This window comes from Herbidospora sakaeratensis (assembly GCF_001570525.1).
Taxonomy (GTDB): Bacteria; Actinomycetota; Actinomycetes; order Streptosporangiales; family Streptosporangiaceae; genus Herbidospora; species Herbidospora sakaeratensis.
Genome location: NZ_BBXC01000010.1, coordinates 486523 through 509970 on the forward strand (window position 1 = coordinate 486523; position 23448 = coordinate 509970).

At 69.3% G+C, this 23448-nt stretch carries 17 protein-coding genes and 1 pseudogene; 12 read left to right on the forward strand and 6 right to left on the reverse strand.

Translation table 11 applies throughout. The features are described from left to right. The first annotated feature begins 12 nt into the window (after window positions 1-12). Entirely contained in the window at window positions 13-1161 is a 1149-nt protein-coding gene (locus tag AW271_RS15345; RefSeq protein WP_062337277.1) for a sensor histidine kinase, read from the forward strand. After that, complete coding sequence (locus tag AW271_RS15350; RefSeq protein ID WP_062337278.1) at window positions 1139-1783, forward strand: response regulator transcription factor; 645 nt, start codon at window positions 1139-1141, stop codon at window positions 1781-1783. Before AW271_RS15345 ends, AW271_RS15350 begins: the two co-directional genes overlap by 23 nt. On the opposite strand, the gene AW271_RS15355 is transcribed toward AW271_RS15350, so the two are convergent. Genes AW271_RS15355 through AW271_RS15365 form a run of 3 tightly spaced genes read right to left on the reverse strand, consistent with a single transcriptional unit; the run spans window position 1755 to window position 6396 of the window. Further along, window positions 1755-4016, reverse strand: a complete 2262-nt coding sequence (locus tag AW271_RS15355) for a hypothetical protein (RefSeq protein ID WP_062337280.1) — start codon at window positions 4014-4016, stop codon at window positions 1755-1757. The two genes, AW271_RS15350 and AW271_RS15355, sit on opposite strands and share 29 nt — an antisense overlap. After that, window positions 4013-4975 (reverse strand): ATP-binding protein, encoded by a 963-nt coding sequence (locus tag AW271_RS15360; protein WP_062337282.1) that lies wholly within the window; start codon window positions 4973-4975, stop codon window positions 4013-4015. Before AW271_RS15360 ends, AW271_RS15355 begins: the two co-directional genes overlap by 4 nt. A gap of 2 nt (window positions 4976-4977) precedes the next feature. Next, complete coding sequence (locus tag AW271_RS15365) at window positions 4978-6396, reverse strand: hypothetical protein (protein ID WP_157554184.1); 1419 nt, start codon at window positions 6394-6396, stop codon at window positions 4978-4980. A 173-nt stretch (window positions 6397-6569) separates the two neighbouring features. Between AW271_RS15365 and AW271_RS15370 the strand changes: the two genes are divergently transcribed. The 4 genes and pseudogenes from AW271_RS15370 (at window position 6570) to AW271_RS15385 (ending at window position 13781) form a co-directional block, all read left to right on the forward strand. Next, window positions 6570-7928 (forward strand): DUF4407 domain-containing protein, encoded by a 1359-nt coding sequence (locus AW271_RS15370; RefSeq protein ID WP_083976657.1) that lies wholly within the window; start codon window positions 6570-6572, stop codon window positions 7926-7928. 7 nt (window positions 7929-7935) lie between these two features. Then, window positions 7936-8694, forward strand: a pseudogene (locus AW271_RS43125) (serine/threonine-protein kinase); the annotation flags it as partial. A gap of 1059 nt (window positions 8695-9753) precedes the next feature. Continuing rightward, window positions 9754-10167 (forward strand): magnesium and cobalt transport protein CorA, encoded by a 414-nt coding sequence (locus AW271_RS42370; RefSeq protein WP_062337290.1) that lies wholly within the window; start codon window positions 9754-9756, stop codon window positions 10165-10167. 224 nt (window positions 10168-10391) lie between these two features. Then, window positions 10392-13781, forward strand: a complete 3390-nt coding sequence (locus tag AW271_RS15385; RefSeq protein ID WP_169806337.1) for an NB-ARC domain-containing protein — start codon at window positions 10392-10394, stop codon at window positions 13779-13781. A 5-nt stretch (window positions 13782-13786) separates the two neighbouring features. Here AW271_RS15385 and AW271_RS15390 read toward each other — a convergent pair whose 3' ends face one another. After that, complete coding sequence (locus tag AW271_RS15390; protein WP_062337295.1) at window positions 13787-14398, reverse strand: DUF4097 family beta strand repeat-containing protein; 612 nt, start codon at window positions 14396-14398, stop codon at window positions 13787-13789. Between the two features lie 234 nt (window positions 14399-14632). Here AW271_RS15390 and AW271_RS15395 point away from each other — a divergent pair, with 234 nt between their 5' ends. Beyond that, entirely contained in the window at window positions 14633-15346 is a 714-nt protein-coding gene (locus AW271_RS15395; protein WP_062337539.1) for a GbsR/MarR family transcriptional regulator, read from the forward strand. Between the two features lie 105 nt (window positions 15347-15451). Here the strand turns inward: AW271_RS15395 and AW271_RS15400 are convergent, their stop codons facing one another. Then, window positions 15452-16276 (reverse strand): helix-turn-helix domain-containing protein, encoded by an 825-nt coding sequence (locus AW271_RS15400; protein WP_169806338.1) that lies wholly within the window; start codon window positions 16274-16276, stop codon window positions 15452-15454. A gap of 464 nt (window positions 16277-16740) precedes the next feature. Here AW271_RS15400 and AW271_RS15405 point away from each other — a divergent pair, with 464 nt between their 5' ends. Further along, complete coding sequence (locus AW271_RS15405) at window positions 16741-17574, forward strand: DUF5753 domain-containing protein (protein ID WP_083976663.1); 834 nt, start codon at window positions 16741-16743, stop codon at window positions 17572-17574. A 40-nt stretch (window positions 17575-17614) separates the two neighbouring features. On the opposite strand, the gene AW271_RS15410 is transcribed toward AW271_RS15405, so the two are convergent. Next, complete coding sequence (locus tag AW271_RS15410; protein ID WP_062337301.1) at window positions 17615-17818, reverse strand: DUF397 domain-containing protein; 204 nt, start codon at window positions 17816-17818, stop codon at window positions 17615-17617. Window positions 17819-17926: 108 nt separating this feature from the next. Between AW271_RS15410 and AW271_RS15415 the strand changes: the two genes are divergently transcribed. Genes AW271_RS15415 through AW271_RS15430 form a run of 4 tightly spaced genes read left to right on the forward strand, consistent with a single transcriptional unit; the run spans window position 17927 to window position 23447 of the window. After that, complete coding sequence (locus AW271_RS15415; RefSeq protein WP_062337303.1) at window positions 17927-18865, forward strand: AfsR/SARP family transcriptional regulator; 939 nt, start codon at window positions 17927-17929, stop codon at window positions 18863-18865. Between the two features lie 4 nt (window positions 18866-18869). Continuing rightward, on the forward strand, window positions 18870-20936 hold the full coding sequence (locus AW271_RS15420) for a hypothetical protein (RefSeq protein WP_062337304.1): 2067 nt from the start codon (window positions 18870-18872) through the stop codon (window positions 20934-20936). After that, window positions 20933-22102, forward strand: a complete 1170-nt coding sequence (locus tag AW271_RS40715) for a hypothetical protein (RefSeq protein WP_218008057.1) — start codon at window positions 20933-20935, stop codon at window positions 22100-22102. Before AW271_RS15420 ends, AW271_RS40715 begins: the two co-directional genes overlap by 4 nt. Beyond that, complete coding sequence (locus AW271_RS15430) at window positions 22092-23447, forward strand: DUF4407 domain-containing protein (protein WP_062337308.1); 1356 nt, start codon at window positions 22092-22094, stop codon at window positions 23445-23447. Before AW271_RS40715 ends, AW271_RS15430 begins: the two co-directional genes overlap by 11 nt. Window position 23448: the final 1 nt, after the last annotated feature.

Genomic DNA, 23448 nt, shown 5'->3' on the forward strand with positions numbered 1-23448 from the left:
CGGAGACCACTCGTGGCGCAGCAGAACGAAGCGCAGGTCAGGGGGCTGTCGATAGGTGTCGTCGTGCCGACGGGCGCGCTCTGGGGCCTCACCCCCATCGCGTTCCTGCTCAGCGGCGACCCGCTCCGGGCACTGCTGTCGGGCGTCCTGCTCGCCGGCCTCCTCGTCGTGTACTGGAAGGTCGTCGTCGGCCACATCGCCGGAACCGGCCCCGGGCCGCACGCCGGGCGGATCTTCGCCCTGTTCGCCGTCGTCGTCTACGGCTCGTTCCCGCTGCTCGGCCTGGCGTGGGCGTACATGCCCCTCATCGTCGGCACCGCGGCCCTGCTGCTGCTCCGCTTCCGCCTCGCCGCGCCCGTGCTGGCCGTGGTGGCCGCCGCCGAGATCCCGCTGACGGCGGCCATCGGCGAGGTCTCCCGCACCGCCGCCCTGCAGGCCGCCGCCGCGGTCTTCGTCGCCTCCGTGGTCGCCGCCGGGATGGTCCACTACGCCAGGTTCATCAGGGAGCTGCGCGAACTGCGGGCGGTCCTGGCCGAGATGGCCGTGGACGAGGACCGGGTCCGGCTGGCCGGGGAACTGCACGACCTGCTCGGCCAGACGCTGGCGTCCATCAGGCTCAAGACCGAGGTCGCCCTGGCCCTGTTCGACCGCGACCGCACCCGCGCCATGGACGAGATCGAGGCCACCATCGCCATCGCCAGCGAGGCCCGCGAGGAGATCGGCGACGTCGTCGCCGCCCGCCGCTCCCTCGACCTGGGCGCCGAACTCTCCGCCGCCGTCGCCCTGATCGAACTGACCGGCGCCCGCTGCGACCTGCGCCTCGGCATCACCGAGATCGACGAGGTCACCGGCGACGCCCTCGCCTGGATCGTCAGAGAGGCCGCCACGAACGTCGTCAGGCACAGCACCGCCCGCACCTGCGTCATCCAGCTCGACGACAAGGACGGCCGCATCCACCTGCTGATCGGCAACGACGGCGCCCGCCGCGCCACCAGGGGCGACGGCTCGGGCCTCATCGGCCTCCGGCAGCGCGTCGACCGGCTGCACGGCGAACTGCGGGCCGAAGAGACAGGCACGGACGGTTTCGAACTGCGGGTCTGGCTGCCCGCCGTCCCCGATCAGGAGAGAGTGATCACCGTTGATTCGCGTTCTGCTGGCTGAAGACCACGGTGTCGTACGCGGCGCCCTCGCCGTCCTGCTGAACCTGACCGGCGACATCGAGGTCGTGGCCGAGACCGACCGGGGCGACAAGGTCGTCGCCCAGGCCCTCGCCGCCCGCCCCGACGTGGCCGTGGTCGACATCGAGATGCCGGGAGCCGACGGGATCGAGGCGACCTGCCGCCTGCGAGCGGCCCTGCCGACCTGCCGGGTGCTCATCCTGACGGCCCTGGCCCAGACGACCCTGCTCAAACGCGCCATGGACGCCGGCGCCAGCGGCTTCCTGCTGAAGGACGCCCCGACCGAACGACTGGCCGAGAGCATCCGCCGCATCGCCGCCGGAGAACGGGTCATCGACGCCTCCCTGGCGGTGGCGGCGATGACCGCGACGGCCTCCCTGCTGACCGAACGCGAGGCCGACGTGCTGCGGCTGGTCGGCCTGGGCGCGACGACGGGGGAGATCGCGGCCGACCTCCACCTGTCGGCGGCGACGGTGCGGAACTACATCTCCAACATCATCACCAAGACGGGCGCCCGCAACCGGACCGACGCGGTGCGGATCGCGGTCGACTCGGGCTGGATCGAACGACCGAGACCTAACGCCGCGACACCGGCCCGTCGGTAGGCGCGTACGACGCCGACCGGAAGAGCACGACCATGCCCGCGATCATGAGGAGCAGCGCGCCCAGCAGCAGCCCGACACTGCCGAAGTCGACGGAGACGCCCGCTGCGGCGGCGGGAGGCGTCTCCACGGGCGCCTTCGTCGCGGCCGGCCTGACGACGGGCTTCACCAGGACGTTCGCCGACTCCCGCGCCGACTTCTCCGGATCGCCCTGGCCGGGCCCCGCCCGCCACGCCTCGATCAGCTGCGCCGAGACGCCGTCCAGGGTCGCCTCGACACCATTGGGCAGGCGCTGGCCCAGCACGTGGATCGTCCGGGTCGGCAGCACCTCGTCGAGCAGGCCGGACCGTTCGAAGGTGAGGGCCAGACCGTCCGGCAGGATCGCCATGGTGACGTCGCCCCGCTCGACCGCTTCGACGATGTCCCCGTCGGGCATGATCGACAGTTCGGGGTTGGGATGGCGCGCCTTCAGCGTCTCGGCGTCGAGGAAGTCGGCGCGGACCGCGATGACGGTCTCCTTCGAGGCGAGCGCCTCCGCGAGCTGATCCTCCTTGATCCTCTCCGGGTTGAAGATCAAGCCGTTCCGGATCGGCGGCGGGTTCAGCAGCGCGTGGTACCCGGGGTAGCTCGCGGCACTGCCGGTGATCACGATGTGCGGCCGGTCGGCGTTCAGGGTGGTGAACTCCCGCACCTCCGAGCTGTAACCCTGGTTGCGCAACATCTGGGCGTAGATGTCCGCCAGGAACCGGTCGCGCTGGTCGGCGTGAACGTTGATCGACTGCCGGACCTCCGGGACGACGGCGGTCGTGGTGTCGACGGGCGCGGCCGTCTTCTCGCCGGGGCCGGTGAAGATGCCGAGCGTCGCGAAGAAGAAGAGCACCAGGCCGATGACCAGCGCGGATCCGCTGAAGACGTACTTCGCCGCCCTGCCGGGCAGCACCCGCTGCAACCAGGGCCGGTGACCGCGCATCGCCTTGATGACGTTCGTGACCTGCTTCGGGGTGCTCGACCTGTCCAGCAACACGTCGGCGATCTCGGTCCGGCAGGTGTCGGCGGTGAAGGCGGCCCTGGCCACCCGCGCATAACGGACTTCCGGATTCTTGTACGCGCCGAACGGGGCCTCGAAGCAGTGGTGCTGGCGCATGGCCTTCTGCAGTTCCAGCCGGTCTTCATCGGTCTCGACCGCATCGAGCAGGTCCTGCAGCCGCGCGGACACCTCGGAATCCTGGCCCGCCATCTTGAGCAGCCCGACGAGTCTCACGATCGGCGGGCGGTCGTGCGGGACCGTGGGCCCGGACAGGTCGGGCAGGTCGGGCCGGCGTGGCGTCTCGGGGACCCGGGAGACCTGTTCGGCGGCCGGCAGGGCGCACTCCTCCAGGAGGATGCGCGCCTTGAGACAACCCGTCTCGTCGAACGAGATGGGCGAGGTCTTCTCCGCGAGCCGCTCCACCAGCTCCCGGGGCGGCACCCGGCGACCGCTGCTCAACAGGGCGGCGTACTCCCGGGCCAGCGGTTCGGCGACCGGCATGGGCGCACCCTGCCGCCACGTCACGACGTGGGTGCCCTCGGCGGCGTGTTTGGCGAACGACAACCTGATCTTGTGGCCGGCGGTCGCGCTGACCCAGGTGGCGGCGGTCATGCGGGTGCGCATCCCGTAGGGGAGCAGCGAGGCGACCTCGTCGACGAAGCGCAGGCGCTCGATCATCGAGACGCCGTCGGCGCCGAGCACGCACACGTGCTTGCCGGTCATCAGGAGCGCGGCGGCGCTGGCGGCGTCGCCGTAGAGTTCGTCGTCCTCGGGCAGGCGGGAGAGGGCCCTGACCGCGATCGTGGGCGGCCGTGTGTCGGCGAGGTCCTTGAAGGCGTCGTACAGAGCCTCGTAACTCACCCGCTGCCCGGCGAGCTGGTCGTAGGGGATGTAGTACCAGCGGGTGCGGTAGATCTTGCGGTTGGTGCCGTCGCGGTGGCCCGACCACTCGTTCTGCAGGGCCAGCACGACGTAGTAGGAGATGCCCTCGTCCTGCTGGCGGGTGCCCGCGAAGGCGATCGTCACCTGGGGCTGGTCGCCCGTGGCGCCCGTGGCGTAGCGGCTGCGGATCTCGTCGAAGATGCCGAGGCTGAGCCCGTCGCTGTGGCCCAGCACCTCGTAGTCGTTGTAGCTGCCCGGCGGCTTGCCCTCCAGCGCCCACTCGTAGTCGACGGTGACATGGCGGACGGTCACGGGGCTGTCGGTCATCGCGGACGCCCCGTCCGGGCCAGGCGCTCACCGAGCCACAACATCGGCTCGACCACGTTGATCGGGTAGACCGGCCCCCGGATGCGCAGCGCGGCGTGGTCGGACTCGTCGGGGATGAGGTTCAGGTAGTCGTGCCAGTCGAAGGTCTCGGTGTGCGGGTTGACGTAGAAGCCGATCGATGACGTGACGTAGAACTTGATGTGGCTCTTGTGGAAGAACTTGTCGAGCGAGTTGATCACCATGTCGGCGGTGCCGGTGGCCGAGACCCTCGACAACTGGCCGAACAGGTCGCGCGCCTCGTCGCTGCCGACGACGGGGAACCGGTGTTTGTCGTCGAGCTCGATCAGGCCCCGCTTCTCGGCCGTCTGCAGGACGCGGGGGTCGTCGAACTTGGTGATGCACACCGCGATGTGGTGGGGCAGCTTGCCGCCGTCGAACTCGTTGCTCTCCAGCATCTTCTCGGCCAGCCGGTTCAGCGGGCCGTGGAGATGGTCGTAGGCGTCGCCGACCTCGAACTCCCTGATCGGGTCGAACAGGAACACGATGCCGCGGCTCTGGGTGAGGTTGGCCATCAGCTCCTCCTGCCGCTCCTCGGCGCCCCCGGTCCGGCCGGTCCGTTTGCCGGGCGCGAAGTGGCCGCCCGGCGCGTCGACCATGGTCAGCCCGATCGTGGTGGACGCCCGCCTCGACGAGCGCCGGAACAGGCTCCGCTGCGCCGGGCCGATCAGCGCCCACTGGTAGGTCTCCAGGGCGGTGCTGGCCTCGGGGAACTCCTTGCCCGAGGTCAGCGCGCTGGTCATCTCGGTCAGGTAGGCGGTCGACTCAGGGTTCTGCCCGATGATCTTCCAGTCGTCGTCGCGGCGGTTCAGCGCGATGGACAACGCGGCCAGCAGCGTCGTCTTGCCACTACCGGGAGCCCCCCACATGGCGATGTGATGGCGGGGCGATTCGGGCTGCATGGTCAGTACTCCACGTCGATCAGGGGGAACGGGACGGGAACGGCATCGGGGACGAGCCCGAGACCGGAGACGAGCCCTCTCAGGTCGAGCGCGTCGAAGTTGGCCAGCGCCGCCGAGCCCAGCTGCCGCCACACCCGCGACAACCGGTCGCCCGACTGGTAGTCGACGATCGCGCCGAAGACGACGTGCCGCGACTGCTCCAGCCGGGTGGCGACGGCCCGCCAGTCGTGCCGGTGGGGGCAGGGCAGCACCCGCGAGGTGTCGAGCTTGGGCGGGTGCGGCGGCCGGTCGCCGATGGTCAGCAGCGCGACCGACGACGCGGGGTCGCGGGAGAGCCGCCGCTCGACGACGGCCAGCATGTCCTCCAGCTGGGCGGCGTGCGGATGGAACGGGTAGCCCTGCGTGATCGGGCCGCGTTCCTCCAGCTCGTCGAGGGTGTCCTGGGCGGCGGCGACGTCGACGCGCCAGGCGCGCACCTCGACCGGGACGTCTTTCACCGACCGGTCGAACGAGTGCGCCCCGTACGCCACCACCGAGACCGACAACCCCGGCCGGCCCGACAACGTCGAGACCACCTGACGGGCCCGGCCGACCCGCTCGGCCACCTTGAGGGCCGGCCCGCAGACCTCGATCGCGCAGATCAGGTGCCCGGCGTCGGAGGGCCGCACGGGCAGCCGGGCGGGGACGTCGGCGACCAGCTCGGCCCAGCCGCGAGGGTCGTCGGTCAGGTGGGGGAGGCCGAAGCTCACCCGGCCGGGCCGCCGGAGTTCGGCCGTGACCTCGTAGGAGCCCGGGTGCAGCGCCCCGGACACCACCGACAGCAGCTGGGGTTCCTGCCCCTGCCAGGTGACCACCGCGAAGGCGGTGCCGTTCGGGCCGCCCTGCTCGCAGTGGAGCGTCAGCGTCGTGATCGCGCCGGGCCGGGCCTGGACGGGGAACAGCGGCACCGTCGCGAGTTCGAGGGTCCCGTCGGGACGGGGGCGTAAGACCACCAGGTCGTAGGAACGGGTCAGCGGATCGTCGCGCAGCACCTCGGTGATCACGGCGGCGGCCGAGGCGTCGACCCGCAGCGTCGGCGCGTCGGGACGGGCCGCGCGCAGCCACTCGAACGCCTGGTCGGCCTGGGCGCTGCCGGGGGAGGAGCAGACGAGCAGCACGTCGTCGCCGGGGTCGAGGTCGGCCGCCCGGAGCAGGGCCGCGCGCTCCTGGCCCAGCTCGGTCCACGACGAGTGCCACCGGCGGCCGCGGGGCACCCCGTGGTCGTCGCGGACGACCTTGAACGAGGTGAGCCCGTCGGCGGCCGCCTCCACCACGCTCAGCCGGCCGATCGCGGGGAGACCCGCCACGGCCTTGGCGAGCGCCTTGCGAAGGAGATCGTTGTCGGGGTCGGGCACCGGGTGCGCCTCCGAGGGTGTCGTCAATTGCGGAGTGTCGTTAATAGGGGTGGGATGGCGCCGTAACGACTGTCAGTTCATTGGGTGAAGGTCCCGGTTTAAAGCAAAGTGCGATAATGCAGATAGGCTAGCGGGGGTTGGCCGTGACTGCGAGGATCTAGACCCAGCACAGAACGTGAAGCTTCACGGGTGGGGAAAACATGAGGCGCTTTCTGATCGCGTTATCCGGGGCGCGGCCTGATGTCCTGGCACGCTGTAAAGGCGAGACGGCGAAATTCGAAGGTGTCGGCGGAGCGGTGCTGACCACGGCGGTGATCGCCGTGATCTCGATGTGTTTCGCGCTGGTGAGCGCCCTCGACGTCAGCGTCTGGCTGGCGGTGCCGACCGCGCTGGTCTGGGGTCTGATGATCCTTAGCCTCGACCGCTGGCTGGTCACCACGATGCGGAGCGACAGCCCGCGCCGTTTCGCGCTCGCGGTGCCGCGCCTTCTCATGGCCGTCCTGCTCGGCGCGGTCATCTCCACGCCATTGGTGCTGCAAATCTTCAAATCGGAAATCGATGCACAAATCGTAGAAATCAAGCAGCAGCGTGCCGAAGCGTTCGAACGCGAGCAGTCCTCGGGCGCCGTGGGCAAGAGCGTCGACGAACTCCGTGCCGATGTGACCCGGCTTCAGCAGGTCATTTCGTCCGGTGGGGACGTTCCGGTCGACCTCTCGCAGGACGCCAAGATCAAATCACTTCAGGCCGACCGCGCGACCGCCGAGAAGCAGTCGGAAAAGCAGTACAAGGAATGGCAGTGCCAGCTCTACGGCGGCGACGGCTGCACGAAGAAGGGCGACGGCCCTCTCGCCCAGAGCAGCAAGAAGGCCTACGACCGGAGCCAGGCCCGCATCGCCGACCTGAACCGCCAGATCGAGACCCGCAAGGGCGAGCTCACCGCCGCCGGCGCCGATGCCAAGGAGAGCAGGCTCGCCAGCGCCCGCGAGGCGCTGCCCAAGGCGCAACGGCAACTCGACCTCGCGGTCGAGCGGCAGACCGACCTGCAGAACGTCTTCGACGAGGAGAACCTCGTCACCAACGGCCTGCTGATCCGGCTGCAGGCCCTCAACGAGGTCACCGGCAAGGACTCCACCCTCAGCACCGCCCGCATCGTGCTCTTCCTGCTGTTCCTGCTGATCGAGTGCCTGCCGGTGATGATCAAGCTGATGATGCGGCCCGGCAACTACGAGAAGGTGCTCGCCCTCGCCGAGAAGGACGAATACCGCAAGGCCCGCACCAGCTACAACGAGGGCGGCCCCCAGGGCGAGACCGGCGAACCCGACCCGGGCGGCTCGTGGAACGTGTGGGGTGTCTGGTCCCGCCCGTCCGACACGGGCGACGGCTGGAAGTCCCCGGGCCGGCGCGGCCCCACCGGCACCAGCGTCGAAGAACGTCCAGAACCGGTGGCCGGCCTGCGCGACGACGACGCCCTCCGCCGGATGAACGACACCCGCGCCGCGAAGCTGACGAGTATGGAACGCCCCGGCGGCGTGGAACTGCTGCCCGACGACGACCACTGACCCCAGCATGATCAACGAGAGATACGAGCTGATCCGTCAGCTCGGCGCCGGTGGCATGGGCACCGTATGGGTGGCCCGTGACACCCGGCTCGGCCGCAAGGTGGCGCTCAAGCGCATCACCCTGTCCGGCCACAAGGAGGCCGTCGAAACCCAACGCCAACGCGCCCTGCGCGAGGCCAGGGCCGCCGCGTCGGTCAACCACTCGGCGGTGGTGCCCGTCCACGACTGGTTCCTCGACGACGACGGCACCCCGTGGATCGTGATGGCCTACATCGAGGGCGCCACCCTCGAAGAGTGGATGGAACAGGGCCCCCGCACCGAACGCGAGGTCGCCACCCTGGCCCGCCAGGTGCTCGGCGGCCTGATGGCCGTCCACCGCGTGGGCGTGCTGCACCGCGACATCAAACCCGCCAACATCGTGGTCACCCGCGACGAACAGGTGTGCCTGGTCGACTTCGGCATCGCGCGCATCGCCGGCGAAACGGGCGTCACGGCCACCGGCCTGCTGCTCGGCACGGTCGAGTACATGGCCCCCGAACGCGTCAACGACCGCGCCCAGTCGCCGGCGGCCGACCTGTGGTCCTTCGGCGTGACCTTCGTCCACGCGCTGGAAGGCCAGTCCCCGTTCCGCCGCAGCAGCTTCCCGGCGACGTTCCTGGCCATCCTGAACGACCCCTTGCCCCCACCCCGCCGCCCAGGTCCTCTGTACGACGCCCTGACGGCCGTTCTGCCGAAGGATCCAGGCCGACGCCTCCCCGCCGAAGCCTTGGCCGCCCGCCTGGACAGAATCCTCGCCCCGCCCCCTCGGACCACGCCGCCCAGAGAACAGCCCCCACCCGCGAGGCGTGCTCCAACGGCACCCCGGCCGCGGGACCCGCGGGATCAGAGGCGCCCGGCTGATCCCGGGCGGGCGCAGGGCGGATCGGCTGCGCCTGCACAACCGACGCCTCGTGCACAGGGCGAGCCGCCCGCACCCAGACGACCAGACCCAAATGCCCAGCGTGGTGAGGCAGGGCCAAGACAGTCGAAGCCACAAGACCAGCGAGGCCCGGCCGCCCCCAGGCCGTCGGATCCTCGTGCCCACGGCGGGTCGGCCGCGCCGGGGGAACCGGACCATCGCGGGCAGGGCGAGTCGGCCGCATCCCGGCGGCCGGACCCGCACGCTCAGCGTGGTCAGGCGGAGCCCAGGCCGTCGGATCCTCGTGCCCACGGCGGGTCGGCCGTGCCCGGGGAGCCGGGCTTTCGCAGGCAGGGTGAGTCGGCCGCATCCCGGCGGCCGGACCCGCACGCTCAGCGTGGTCAGGCGGAGCCCAGGCCGTCGGATCCTCGTGCCCACGGCGGGTCGGCCGCGCCCGGGGAGCCAGACCATCGCGGGCAGGGCGAGTCGGCCGCATCCCGGCGGCCGGACCTCCACCCTCAGCGTGGTCAGGCCGAGCCCAGGCAGCCGGATCCTCGTGCACAGGTCTCGGGCCATCGTGGGCAGAGTGAGTCGGCCGCATCCGGACGGCCGGAGCCGCATGCCCAGCGGGGTGAGCCAGGGCGCAGGGAGTCGGATCCTCATGGGCAGGTCGAGTCGGCGGCATCCGGGCAGCCAGACCCGCACGCTCAGCGTGGTCAGGCGGATCCCCGGCGGCCAGACCCTCGTGGGCGGGGCGGCTCGGCCACGCCCATACAAGCAGGCCCCGGCCTGCAAGGTGGCTCTGCGCCCAGGCAGGGCGGTCCGGCCAGACCTGGGCAGCCGGATCCTCCCCCGCAGCGTGGGCGGGTTCCCGGGCGAGGCGACGTCGTCGACGAATCGGGTCGGCCCACCGTCTCCGTCGGGCGGATGGAGCCGCGTGGAGCGGCTCAGCGGCTCGACGACCTGGTGACGACCCGCCCCCAGGAGGTGGCCGCGACGTTGAGGGCCCTCCCGGTCGAACGGGCCGGGCGCATCCTCGGGTTGATGCGTCCCGAGGGGGCGGCGGCGGTGCTGGGCATCCTGCCCCCTGACCAGGGCGTGCGCCTTCTGCTGCACACCGGCGAGCGCATCGCCGGGACGTTGCTCGGCACCCTCGGCGTCACCTCGGCGGCGACGCGGCTCCTGGAGGCGATGACCCTGGCGCGGGCCGTCGGCGTGCTGGAGCACGTGCCGCCGGCCGTGACCGCCGGCCTGCTCAAGGCCTCCTCGGACGGCCGGTCGGGCCGCCTTCTCAAAGGTCTCAGCCCGGCCACCCGAGCACAGGTCACCGATACCTACTAATCGGCATTTTCCTGGCAAATAGGAAATGTTTTGGAACGGGCGAATTATGGCTCAGGCGTCCTATATTTTCGGGCCGTTAACAAATAGAACGTTGTAAGTGTTACCCATATGGCGCACGTGACCGGATAAGGTCACCGATGTCAGTTGCCGGCGGAGTCGGCGGGGGCCGTCATCTTTTGAGGCGGAGTCGAATGGTTCGTCGCAGGCGCAGGGTGTATGTGATCATGGCGCTCACACCCCTGTTGGCGGTGGCCGCCGGATTGTTGACGGAGGCCGCGGGCGGCGATCTGCCCGATTGGACGACGGGGTGGCGGGCCTGGCCGATGCTGGCCGTCGTGACCCTGGTCAGCAGCCTGTTCGCCCTGTACGCGTGGCGCCAGCAGGAAGCCCGTCCGCAGCCGAGAGTGTTCCCGAACGTGCGGTTGCCGGAAGAGTGGACGTGGCGCCCGGAAGCCGACATCGCGATCACGTCGCTTCTTTCCGGCATCTCTCCCGGCGTCGCCTTCCACGGGGCCGGCGGTTTCGGCAAGACGTCACTCGCCAAAGCCGTGAGCGAAGACGGCAGAATCCGCAGGCATTTCCAGGGCGGAGTCGTCTGGACGGAAGTCGGCCAGCCGCGCGGGCGAAGCGGCGCAGAAGTGCTCGCGAGCATTCACGCCGCCGAAGAGGAGCACCCGCCGAAATACGGCAACCAGCTCACCGACGTCGAGCGGCTGAGCGGCCATATCGGGGAATTGCTCGAGAAAAGCGGCCGGGTGCTGGTGGTGGTCGACGACGTCTGGAGCGAGGGCCAGCTCGAACCCTTCCTGTCTCTGGGAGACCGGGTCCGGCTCCTGGTCACCACGCAGAAACCCGGAGTGCTGCCGCGCCGGATGAAGCGGATTCCGGTCGGCGCGTTGTCCTCGGTGGTGGCCAGGAAGATGCTCACCGCGGAGTTGCCCAAACTGAGCCACGAGTTCCAGGACAAGCTGCTGCGCCTCACCCACAGGTGGCCCCAGCTGCTCAGCCTGATCATCCGCCGTCTGGTCACCGACGTCGAGCGGGGACTGAACGCGAACCGCGCCGCCCAGAAGGTGATCGACCAGTTCCGGGAGGCGGGGGTCACCGCCTGGGACATCAAGGACAGCGGCATGCGCACGACCGCCATCGGGGCGAGCGTCGAATACAGCCTGCGGGTGTTGTCCAAGGACGCCCGCGCCCGGTTCCTCGAACTGGGCATCTTCGCCCAGGACGTGGACGTCCCGCTCGACACCGTCGTCGACCTCTGGCACGTCACCGCCGGTCTCAACCAGGCCAGGTCGGAGCGCCTCTGCGACGACCTCGCGGGCCTGTCCCTGCTCACGCTGCGCTGGATCGAGGACCGGCCGGTGATCACCCTCAACAGGACGATCCGGCTGTTCTCCCTGTCGCCCACCGTGCTGAGCGCCGACAAGCGCGTCCAGCTGAACCGGTCGTTCATCGACGCGGCCCGCCGCGATCCGTGGTGGACGTTGCCCCCGGAGCACTTCCTCTGGGACCAGCTGGCCTATCACCTGGCCCAGGCCGACCGGCAGGAGGAGCTCACGGACCTGGTGACCGACCTCGACTGGGTGCTGGCCCGCCTCGAACGGTCGGGACGATGGGCGCTGGAGTCCGACCTGAGTTTCTCCACGGCCGAGGAGACGGCGGAGATCCGCCCGCTGATCGCCCGGGTCGGCCACCTCCTGGACGATCTGGGCAGCGGGGAACTGGCGCGGGCCAACCGCCGCACCCATCTCAGCGCGCTGCCCGTCTTCCGCGTCCAGGTGGAGCGCACGGCCACCGCCGACCGGCCCGACCTGCTCCCGTCGCTGCCCATCCCGGAGAGCCGCGACGCCGACTCCATCCGCACCCTGCACGCCCATCACGACGTGGTGACCGCCGTCGCGATCATGGACGGGGGCCGGCTCGTCACGGGCTACCGCGACGGCACCGTCTGCGTGTGGGACATCGACAAGGGCACCCCCATCAGGCGGTTGACCGGGCACACCGGGGCCGTCACCGCCATCGCGCCGGCCCATGAGGGGCCGTTGCTGGCGACCGCTTCGGCCGACCGGACCATCCGCCTGTGGGACTGGGAGGAAGGCAGGACACGCGCCGTCTGCGCCGGCCACGTCCGCGCGGTGACGGGGGTGGCGATCGCGGCCGACGGCACCTGGATCGCGAGTTCGTCGGACGACGGCACGGTCCGGCGCTGGGACATGAGGGGCGGCCAGCGAGCCGCCATCAAGGTCCAGGCGGCGGGCCCGGTCAACGCCGTGGCGATCTCTCCCGAGAGCTCCTGGTTCGCCACCGCGTCCATGGACAGGAAGGTGCGGTTGTGGCACTTCAACGGCACCCCGATGGTCGAACTCGCCGTGCACGAACAGGCGGCCACCGCGCTGGCCGTCAGCCCCGACGGGAAGCGGATCGTCAGCGGCTCGCGTGACGCCACCGTGCGGGTCAGCGACACGCAGGGCTCCGAGCGCAAGGTGCTCACCGGCCACACGGGCGTGGTCAACGCCGTGGCCGTCGCCCCCGACGGCACGTGGGCGGCCAGCGCCTCCGACGACGGCACGGTGCGCATGTGGTACCCCGCCGCCGGCACCCCCGGACGCATCTTCCGCGGCCACAACGGGCCCGTCACCGCGCTGGCGATCTCGCCCGACGGCGACCGGCTGGCCAGCGCATCAGGCGGGACCGTGTGCATCTGGGACACCACCGCGGCGGCGGGCATCACGGCCAGCGAGCACATCGGCACGGTCTTCGGCGTCAGCGCCGACCCGAAGGGAAGGTGGCTGGTCAGCGGCTCCGACGACGCGACGGTCCGCCTCTGGAACGTCAACGACGGCCGCCAGATAGCCGTGCTCGAAGGGCACAACGAGGCGGTCACCTCGGTGGCGGTCGCTCCCGACGGCACCTGGCTGGCCAGCGCCTCCGAAGACACGACCGTGCGGATCTGGCCGGTCGGCGACGACCGCGAGCCGCTCGTGCTCAGCGGGCACACCCGCTCGGTCAACGCGGTCGCGATCAGCCCTGACGGCACGTGGCTGGTCAGCGCCGCCGACGACGTGCACGTGCGGATGTGGAACGCCAGGCGCGGCACCGAGCGGCGGAGGATGACCGGCTACAACGGCTGGGTGCAGGCCATCGCCGTCGAACCCGACGGCAAGTGGCTGGCCAGCGCGTACATGCAGGGGCAGGGCGTGCGCCTGTGGCACACCGACGGAACCCTGAAGAGGAACGTGCTGACGCAGCACACGGGGGTGGTGACGGCGATCGCGATCGCCCCCGACGCGTCGTTCCTGGCCGCCGCCTTCCTCGACGACCACGCGGTCCGGTTCTGGAACGCCGACGGCGTCGGCAGGGGCGAGTTGCTCGGTCACGCCGACCGGATCAAGGCGGTGGCGGTCTCGCCCGACGGCTCCTGGCTGGCCACCGCCTCGCTGGACATGACCATCAGGCTGTGGACGACGGGCGAGCACGCCCGCTGCGTCGCCGTGGTGCGGTGCGGCGGCATGATGTTCGACGTCTGCTGGGGTTCGCCGCGCATGTTGATCGCCGGGGGTGCCCGTGGCCTCTACGTGTTCACGCTGTCGGGCACCCCGGAGTCCTGAGCGGTTCAGTTGCCGCGGACGACGATGTCGCCATAAGAGGTCGTGGCGCGGATGTCGACCGTGAGGTCGCCGTCGAACTTCTTGCGGAGGTCGCGCAGGGTCCCGTGACCGGTGGTCGCCTGCAGCCCGGCCGAGACCCCCGCCGCGACCCCGACCTCGATCGTGCCGTGGCTGGTCTTGAGGTCGAGCAGGCCGCTGACGGCCTCGTCGATGCGGATGTCGCCCTGCGCGGTGTCGGCGATGACGGGACCGTCGACGGTGCCGAGGGAGATGTCGCCCTTGGCGGTCTGGACCCGGCTGCCGCCGAAGCGGCCTTCGGTGCGGAAGCCGGTGGCCATGCCGCTGCCCTCGACCGCCGAGCCGGCGGGCACCTCGACGGTCACCTCGACCGAGCCGCTCTTGCCGAGGCGGGTGCCCTCGGGAGCCTTGACGTCCAGAACGCCGCCCGCGAACTCGACGGTGGTCTGCTCGGCGGCCTTGACGTCGACCGCGCCGCCGGGGTTGCTCGGCCGGACGGTCACGACGGTGTCGGCGCGGTCTCCGGCGACGACCCGGACGAGGCCCATCGGGACGGAGATCCTGGCGGTGATGGCCTGGGGGGTGTCGAACTTCTGCATGATGTGCTCCGTGGCGTTCGCTGTGTTTCTGACATTCGAAAGGCTATGTTGCGTTCGCGAATCCTTCAACTAGTTCGTTGCACATAAGTCGCATCGCAGCAGCTCATAATGATAAAATCGTTGCAATGACGACAGGTATGAATGCAATGCAACAACGATCCTTGTTGCAATGACATGAGGGTGAAGGCCATAATCGGCGACGTCGAGGCAGTCGAGGGGAAGGGGTGCGGCCCGATGCCGGGAGGAAGACTCAGCCAGCAGGAGCGGCAGCAGATCGCCGCGGGGCTCGCCGACGGGCTCGCCTACGCCGAGATCGCCCGCAACCTCGGCCGCCCCACGTCGACCGTCACCCGTGAGGTCATGCGCAACGGCGGCCCCGCCGCCTACCGCGCCGAGACCGCCCACCGGGCCACCGGACGACGGGCCCACCGGCGCAAGCGGCCACCCGCCGGGGTGCCGGCGGCCGCTCCCGACGCCTACGGCCGCGATCCCGAGGCGGTGCGCGGCTTCGAGGAGTCGTTCACGACCTCGTTCGTCGAGTCGGGGCTGCCGCACATGATGTCGCGCATCCTGGCCTGCCTCTACGTCAGCGACAGCGGCGGCATGACCGCCGCCGAGCTGGTGCAGCGGCTGCAGGTCAGCCCGGCGTCCATCTCCAAGAGCATCGCGTTCCTGGAGAGGCGGGCGCTCGTCCGGCGCGAGCGGCAGGACAACCGGCGGGAGCGCTACGTCGTCGACCTCGACCTCTGGTATCAGTCGATGCTGGCCAGCGCCCGCGCCAACGACCGTGTCGTGGCGGTCGCGCGGGAGGGGGCGCAGGTGATGGGGCCCGGCACCCCGGCGGGGCAGCGGCTCGAATCGGTGGCCCGGTTCATGGACCACGTCACCCACGACCTCATCCGGTCGACCATGCAGTGGCGGGCCGTGCTGTTTCCCGAAGACGCCTGACGCCCTGTCCGCGGAGCGCCAAGGTCAGCCCCCCGTCTGCCACCCCGTGGCATGGCGGAGGTTGCCTCGCAGGCGCTTTCGGAAGGAGTGCGACCCGTGACGACGCTAACGACCGATGAGGTTCTCGATGAAACGCCGCGATTGCGCGGCATCCAGAGCACGGGCTCTGACCTGCTCGAAGGCCGCCAGATATCGGCCGACGTCGCCGGCGCCCTCGATCACGTGGCCGCGTTCGAGCATCTCGACGTAGACCACCCGCGGATCGTCGCCGTCGAACTCGAAGATGCTGAAGGGGAAGCCCATCGCCTGATGCGGGCCGGCGCTGAAGGGCAGCACGAGCAGGGTGATGTTCTCCCGGTCGGAGTCGGACAGCAGCCGCCGGAACTGCGCGCTCATGACATCGGGACCCCCGACCGCCCGGCGCAGCGCAGCCTCGTCGAGGACGACGGTCAACGGCAGACCCGCCGGATCGTCGAGGATCCGCTGGCGCTCCATCCGCAGATCGACATGTCGTTGGACCGCCGCCAGCGTCGCATCGGTCCGGGCCAGCAGGCATTCGCGGGCGTAGTCGGGCGTCTGCAGCAGCGGGGTCACCAGGCTGTTCTCGTAAATGAGGACCCTGGCCGCCTCTTCTTCCAAGCTGAGCCTGGTCTCGGCGCCCTCCTCCAGGAGATCGGAGTAGCGGGACCACCAGCCTTTCTTCCGCGCCTCACGGACCACCTCAAGCAGTTCTTCGCGCCGTGAGCCCTGCACCCCGTAGAGGTCGAGCAGTTCCCTGGCGTCCTGGATCCGGACCGCGACCTGGTTGTTCTCGATCCGGCTGATCTTCGCCGACGAGCATTCGAGGTGCTCGGCGACCTCCTCGATGGTCCGGTGGGAGGCGGTGCGGAGCCGGTGCAGTTCCGCGGCGAGCCGACGGCGTTGCGTCACTGGACTCCTACCTCTGGCCATCGTTATCTCCCGCTTTCACGATCCTGTGCGCACATGTGCATCTCTACATAATGCAACTTGCATTCGGCAAGACCTGCATCACTTACAAGATCTACTCAGCGTAATGGAGAGTCATGCCCGCCCCGCAACGCCAGCCTTCCTGGGACCCCGACCAGATCGCCGAACGTTTGTTCACGTTAAGTGCCGCCCTCTGCCTAGCCCTGGGCTGGTCGGCGGGAGCGGTTTTCTGCTTGGCCGCCGCACTGACCAGTGTTCTTGTGACGGCGATCGGTCGATCGCGTCGACCCGACCCCACTCCGGGGCAGCTCCCCGGACAGGATGACGAAGGGGCTGGAGAGCAAGAAAACCCCTAAAGCGTTGCATGCCAGACATTCCCGAGTGGGTTGCAAGTTGCTGTTTGCAACCCACATACTGCAACTCTCCTACCGTAACGAAGGAGGGCGATGAGGCATACCCCGAACAGCCGGCATCACCAACGGGTGACGATCGGGGGGAACCTCCGAAGGCACCGCGCTGCGGCTGCCGTCCCGGTCGTGGAAGCGGCCGAGGCCCTGGGCCGCTCGCCGGAGTGGCTCGCCCAGATGGAAGACGGCCGGGCGCTCATCAGGACGCGGGAGGCGAAGGTCCTCCTCGACGTCTATGGCGTCAGCGACCCGCCCCTGCTGGAACTGACGGAACGAACCGGCTCCTGGTGGGGGGAGCACTCCGACCTCGTCGACGGGGAGATGGAGTCGCTGCTCCTGCTCGAAGACGGGGCGACGCTGGCACGCGGGTGCCAGTCCAGTCTCGTCCCCGGGCTGCTCCAGACCGCCTCGTATGCGCGGGAGCTCATGACCACCGTGACCGACCTGCCCTTGGAGGTGATCGAGCGCAAGGTGAGCCTGCGTACCGCCAGACGAACGGTGCTCGACCGCGAGCAGCCGCTCCACCTCGACGTGGTCGTCGACGAGGCCGCACTGCAGCTGCCGGTGGGCGGGCCGGCGGTCATGCGTGAGCAGTTCGAGCGGCTCGTCGAGGCCGCTGATCTGCCGAATGTGCGGCTACGGGTGCGGCTCTTCGATGCGGGGCCGCACCTCGCCGTTGCCTCCGCGTTCAACATCTTCAGCTTCGACAACGGAGATCCGCCGGTGGTGCAACTGGAACAGCTCGACCGGGAACTCCGCATCGAGCAGACCTTCGAGGTGGGCCGATACCTGCGCGCCTTCGATCACGCGGCGGAAGGCGCGCTCGACCCGGAGCGCTCGCGAGCCTTCCTCGCCGGGCTCGCGCGTGGCTGACGGCGCCGTGCCCGGGGCCACGGCGCCGTCTCCGCCTGCGTCAGCTCAGGTCGAACTCATCCGCCTTCACACCCGCCACGAACGCCGTCCACTCGTCGCGGGTGTACCGGAGAACGGCCCCCAGCCTGTCCTTGGAGTCCCTGACGAGGACTCCGTCACAGACGAAGGCCACCTCCACGCAGTTGGGGTTGGCCGCACCGGAGTACGTGCTCTTCCGGAAAACCGCACCGCTCATCTCGCTCATCTCCCTGAACTCGGGGCGTCACCGCCTGTCGCAAGCAGGCTGCGGGGAGCTGGTGGGGGGACTACTTGGGGCACAGCCGGGGTCTCAACGAACAAGGAGAAGAAGCCGATGAACGAGCAGAACCTCCCCGTGCTTTCGGCACGGGACGTGTCCTTCCGCCTGTGCGGCTCCATCGAGGTGATCGCCGACGGACGGCGGATCGACCTCGGTGAGCCCAAAGAGCGGGCGCTCCTGGGGGCCCTGCTGCTGGCGAAGTCGAAGAAGCAGCCGCAGGACGACCTCATGAAGTGGCTCTGGGACGAGCCGCTCCCAGATGGAGCGCAGGACGAGTTCTGGAGAACGGTCAGCAGGACCAGGAAACGGCTCGGAGGTCTCGGCTTCGTCCTCGACCGGGTCGGAAAGCTCTACAGCCTGGAGGTCTCCGAGGAACGTGTGGACGTGCACGTTTTCGCGGCGATGGTCCAGAAGGCGGACAGCCTTCTCCACACCGACGACAGGCAGGCCGTCGCCCTGTTCCGGCAGGCACTCGACCTGACGAGCGGGACGCTCCTGGCCGACGTCGAAGGGCGCCGGATCGACGGGCTGCGCCAGCAGTGGGCCGCGACCCGGCGGCAGGCCATGCTGAAGATGGCCAAGGCACGCCTCCGGCTGGGCGAGCACCACGAACTGATCAGCGAGTTGCTCGGTGAACACCACCGGAATCCCTACGACGAGGCGATCCTCGAACTGCTGATGATCGCGTATTACCGCGCGGGCGACGGGTTGAAGGCGCGGCAGCTCTACCGGGACCTGAAGAGACGACTGGCGAAAGTCCATTCGACCGACACCATGCGCCGCCTGGACGCTCTCTACGAGCGGATGATGAAGCGCGACCCCGACCTCGAACCTCCGGCAGAGGAGACGCCCACCACCGAGTCCGGCCCCGCCCCGGAGGAGCAGCCCAAGCAGGCGGCCTCCGCCGCCGCGGGCACGCACTACGAGTTCCACGAGAAGGTCGTGGCGCCCCACGCGGTCTTCGGTGTCTCGAACACCTACCGAAGTCGGTGAGCCCGTGACCGAGGACCAGGCAGACGCTCCCGTCCCCGACGATGACGTCGAAGACCCGGCGCCCGTTCAGCAGGTCACAACCATCGGTTCCGTGAACTACTCCTTCACGGATCTCGACGCTCGCGACGCGGTGTTCGGCGTGTCCAACAGCGTGCACGGTTCTCACCAGCCGCCCAAGGCCCACACCGGCGCCCTCTCCGCCACCGAGATCGCCGCCGCCGTCACCGACTTCGTGCAGCCGCCCCCCTACCGGACCGCCAAGTGGCGGATGAGGTCGGACCACATGGTCATCCTGGTCGGTCGTGCCGGTACCGGGAAGTACAGCGGGGGCGTCAACCTGCTCAGCGACGTCGTTGGCGGAAGAGGGCTGTACGTCCTCACTCCGTACAGCGGCCCTGACAAGCTGGCCAACCGGAAGTACAACGAGGGCTGCGGATACATCGTCGAGGGCGCGAAGGAGGATTTGGACAAGAAGCAGGCCGACTTCGAGTGGCGCCGGGTTCGGGCCAGAGTGGCGGACTGCAAGGCCTACCTGGTCGTGACGGTTGACGCCTCGATGGCTGAGGAGCATGGGCGGACCGACGCGGTGTCGCGGATCGCCTGGAGCCGCCCCGACCTGGTCGAGCTTGTCAGGGCGCGACTCACCGGCGATGCGGCGGACCCTCGTCTGGAGGGCGCCATGGCGGCCGTGCCACCAGAAGCGTCGCTCGACAGCGTCGTGAGGGTCGCCGATCTCATCAACGGCGGCATGGTGCCGGACGTCGCCGTGCAGACGGCCTTCGGCCTGGTCGCCAGGCAAGAGCTGTCGGAATGGTTCGCCCAGGATCATCCCTATGCGGATCAGGCCGAAGTGATGGTCCTCGCGCTGACCCCGGGTATCGGCGAGCCGGCGTACGAGAAGATCCTGGGCCCGTTCGAGGCGTTGCTGCAGGAACGTTTTCCGCGCGCCGGCACCATCACCGCCGAAGGAAACGACTCCCAGCCGCCGACGGACGGCCTCCGTCCCCGGCGGGCCGAACGCGGCCGTGGACTCATCACGGTCGAAGTGCAGACGGCCGACCTCGCGAGCCGCAGGTATCCCGTCTTCAGGAACGCCGCCTGTCAGGACAACGCGCTCAGCGTGATGTGGGACCGTTACGACGGGAATTTCTGGGCGATGGTCCGTTCCTGGGTCCACGAAGTGCTCGGCGATCCCGCCACCAGATTCGCGGTGTCCAAGGGTCTGGCCCGGCTCGCCTTCGACGCCTACGACCGGGAAGTGCTGCCGTCCTATTTGACCCCGTGGTCCCAGGGCGCCTTCGGACGAGACGGTCAAGAGGCCGCGATCTGGGTTCTGTCGCACATGTGCGAAGACCCGGTGCTGGCGCTCCGCGCCCTGGAGACCGCGACCCGCTGGGTCAGCTATGGCACGACCCGGCAGCGGTGGACCGGCGCGCTCGCGTTCACCGGCCAGTTGGGGATCCTCTTTCCCGAGGCCGCCGTCGAGCGCATGTGGCAACTCGTCCGGCAGGACAACGGGATCAGCGCGGAGGTCGCCGTCGGCATGGCGGACCTGTTCGCCACCCTCACCACACACGGGGAGGGGGCCGGCAAGATGCTGCGATACCTGAAGACACGGCTCGACGACTACCAGCGGGTGGGGCGCGATCGGCCCTTCTACGCGCTGACCATGAAGGCGCTGGTGTCGACGTTGTCGGTACGGGACGCGCGGTCCGGCGAGCCGGCCATCGCCCTCTACCTCATTGATCGGCCCGACCGCCGGAATCTGGTGGCGCAGATCTGGGCGGCCGTGATCGGCTACCGTCCCGTCCGCCCTGAGGCGCTCCAGTCGCTCATGATCGCGCTGAAGGCGCTGCGCCGCCTTAGCAGGAATGCCGAGGACGAGGCGATGGCCCTAGGTATGGCGTTCGCGAACGTGCTCGGCCCTGCCGCCTTCCACAGCCTGCGCGCCGGCTTGAACACGGAGATGCGGCGGCTCAACCGGTCGGACGAGGCCAACAAGAAACTCATCAGAATCCTGCTCAGCGCGATGGAACTCGCCTTTGCCATGAAAACTGGAGAAACGTCGTGACAGAGCCCACCTACCCAATCGTGGACGAGAAGGTTCTCGGTCCGGTCGCCACGCGCCGCTTCCGGACCCGGAGCCGACGGGCCGGCGAGGTTCCGGAGCGCCGCTCGTACGACGCGCTGGTCTGGCGTTCCCGCGGGCACTACCACGTCGACCTGGGCACTCTCGGCCTCGCCGACGCCACCGTGGTGAACGCCACCCATGTGAGCGTCGTCGACCTCAGTCGCAACCGGCTGGTCTCCGTCGAACTGGTGGTCCCGACGGGGGACTCGCGGGAGTTCCAGCTCGTGGTGACCTTCGCTTGTACGGTGATCGACCCGGTCGAAGTGGTCGAAGCCGGTCAGCGGGACGCCGCGGTGGCGCTCGCCGGATATCTGCGCGGCCACAGCCGGATCTTCGAGATCGGGCTGCGGCACCGGCTCGACGAAGTCAACGACTTCCGGCTCGCGGCCGTGGCGCAGATCCAGGCGTACGCCCACCATGTCTCGCCCAGGCTCCCTGGCCTGTCAGTCACGTTCATGAGCGTGGAGGTACGGACCCCCGCCGACCTCACCAAAGTGAGCGCCGCCCTGTTCGAAGGCCAGAAGAACCACGAGATCGCCACCGCCGCCCAGAAGCACGGCACCGAACTGGAGACCGACCGCGTCCGGGGACGGCAGGCCGTTGACAGCCTCCAAGCCGACTTCCAGCGGCAGTTGGCCAAGCAGCAGGAGGAGCTCCGTCAGGAACTCGCGGAGGCGAAGGCGCAGTTCGCCCGGAAGGAAGTCGAACTCGACCACGAGACGATCGACGGCGATCCGATCCGGGCGCTCGCCCTCGCCCTGCAGGCGGGCGAGATCACCGCCAAGGACTTCGCCCTCCGGCTCCAGACGGTACAGGACGAGGATCGGGCCCGCGTGGACGCCAGGGAGCAGCGCGAGCGCGAGGACCGGATCCGCCGGGAGGCCGATGAGCGGGACCGTGCGCTGCGGGAGTTCGAAGGCCGCAAGCAGCTCTACCGGGAGCTGATCGCGCAGGGCTACTTCGATGAGAACGACCCGGCTCTCCGGAAGATGGTCGACGGGCTGGTGCTCGGCGACCAGGGGCGTCCGTTGGGGAACGTGGTCGAGAACCCGGCGCTGGAGTCGTCCGCCGTCCCGGAGGACATGCGAGAAGAAGATGACGACTGACACCCGCGTGAGCGTCCAGCCGGACGCCCTGAACCTGCTCTCGGTGCCGATCCGCCCGGCCCCGCCCGTGACCGGGTGGTCGCGGACGGTCCGGCGGATCTCCGGCATCCGCGATGACGTGCTCGACTGGGTGCCGGAGGAGCGACCCCGTTACACCTGGCAGGCCATCGTCCTGTTGAACGCCGGGATGCTGGCGACCGTGTCCATGCTCATATTCCTGGGCCGGGCCTTCTCCGCTCCCTGGTGGCTCCTTCTTCCCGGCGCGGTCTTGTGGGGCTGGCTGGTGATCTCCTTCGACGCCTGGCTCATCTCCAGCACGCACGGGATGAAGCGAGGCCGTCACTTCGCTCTCCTGTCACGGCTGGTACTCGCCGGCCTGGTGGGTTTCGTGATCGCCGAACCCCTGGTGATCCGCCTTTTCGAGCCGACGATTCGCCAGCAGGTCGGAATCACGCGTCTCAGCGAAACCACCGCGTACGAAAGCCTCCTGAAGCGGTGTAACCCAGCGGATGGCGGCAGAGTGGCGGACGCGGACTGTGCCGGTCATCGGGTCGACGTCAAACGAACCGCCCCGGCCTTCGCCAAGGACCTCGAAGAGACGACCCGCGAGCGCGACAAGCTGGCCGCAAAGCTCAAAGGCCGTGAGGGCAGACTCGATCGTCTTGTCGACAGAAAGAGCGGTGAGTGTGACGGAACCAGCGGCAGCGGTCTTCCCGGCAACTTCGTGCAGTGCCAGCTGAAAACCCAGGACATAGTGGACTTCCGGACCTCGATTCAGGGCGATCGGGACCTGCTGAAGAAGCTCAATGACGACGTGACCGGGCTCATCGGCAAGCGGCGCGACGTGGAGAACGACGACCGGGCCCGGCTCAGCACCCGGCTGGACCAGATGGTCGAAGACCATAAGAACACGCAGGGTGACATCGGAATCCTGGAGGAGTTGCACGCCCTCCACGCGCTCGCGCAGCGCGACTCCGTCGTCAACGTGGCCCAATGGCTGATCCGCGCATTGCTGATCACTCTGGAGTGCTGGCCGGTGATGACCAAACTCCTGGGAGGGCGCAGCACCTACGACCGCCTGATCGCAGATCGGCTGACGCTGGCGTATTCGCTGCACGAGAGGGAGACCGAACTGCACACCCACATCAAGACGGGCCACCTGCGCGTCGTCGAGGCGACGGAGCAGGAGCAGATCGACTCCGTGCTGAAGGAGGTCGCCGAACGGAAGCGGGCTCGGCTTGAGGAGATGGACAACGCCCAGCGAGCCGTGGACGCCCAGCAGCAGGAGAACCTTCTCAGGAGCATCGACGAACTTGCCGCTCGCTACCGCGGTCAGTCGGTGTGAT

Bases quoted from the DNA above. Each gene is read 5' to 3' on its own strand.
- AW271_RS15355 (WP_062337280.1), bottom strand. From the start codon at position 4,016: ATGACCGACAGCCCCGTGACCGTCCGCCATGTCACCGTCGACTACGAG.
- AW271_RS15360 (WP_062337282.1), bottom strand. From the start codon at position 4,975: ATGCAGCCCGAATCGCCCCGCCATCACATCGCCATGTGGGGGGCTCCC.
- AW271_RS15370 (WP_083976657.1), top strand. From the start codon at position 6,570: ATGAGGCGCTTTCTGATCGCGTTATCCGGGGCGCGGCCTGATGTCCTG.
- AW271_RS42370 (WP_062337290.1), top strand. From the start codon at position 9,754: ATGGAGCCGCGTGGAGCGGCTCAGCGGCTCGACGACCTGGTGACGACC.
- AW271_RS15385 (WP_169806337.1), top strand. From the start codon at position 10,392: ATGGCGCTCACACCCCTGTTGGCGGTGGCCGCCGGATTGTTGACGGAG.
- AW271_RS15390 (WP_062337295.1), bottom strand. From the start codon at position 14,398: ATGCAGAAGTTCGACACCCCCCAGGCCATCACCGCCAGGATCTCCGTC.
- AW271_RS15395 (WP_062337539.1), top strand. From the start codon at position 14,633: ATGCCGGGAGGAAGACTCAGCCAGCAGGAGCGGCAGCAGATCGCCGCG.
- AW271_RS15405 (WP_083976663.1), top strand. From the start codon at position 16,741: ATGAGGCATACCCCGAACAGCCGGCATCACCAACGGGTGACGATCGGG.
- AW271_RS15410 (WP_062337301.1), bottom strand. From the start codon at position 17,818: ATGAGCGAGATGAGCGGTGCGGTTTTCCGGAAGAGCACGTACTCCGGT.
- AW271_RS15415 (WP_062337303.1), top strand. From the start codon at position 17,927: ATGAACGAGCAGAACCTCCCCGTGCTTTCGGCACGGGACGTGTCCTTC.
- AW271_RS15430 (WP_062337308.1), top strand. From the start codon at position 22,092: ATGACGACTGACACCCGCGTGAGCGTCCAGCCGGACGCCCTGAACCTG.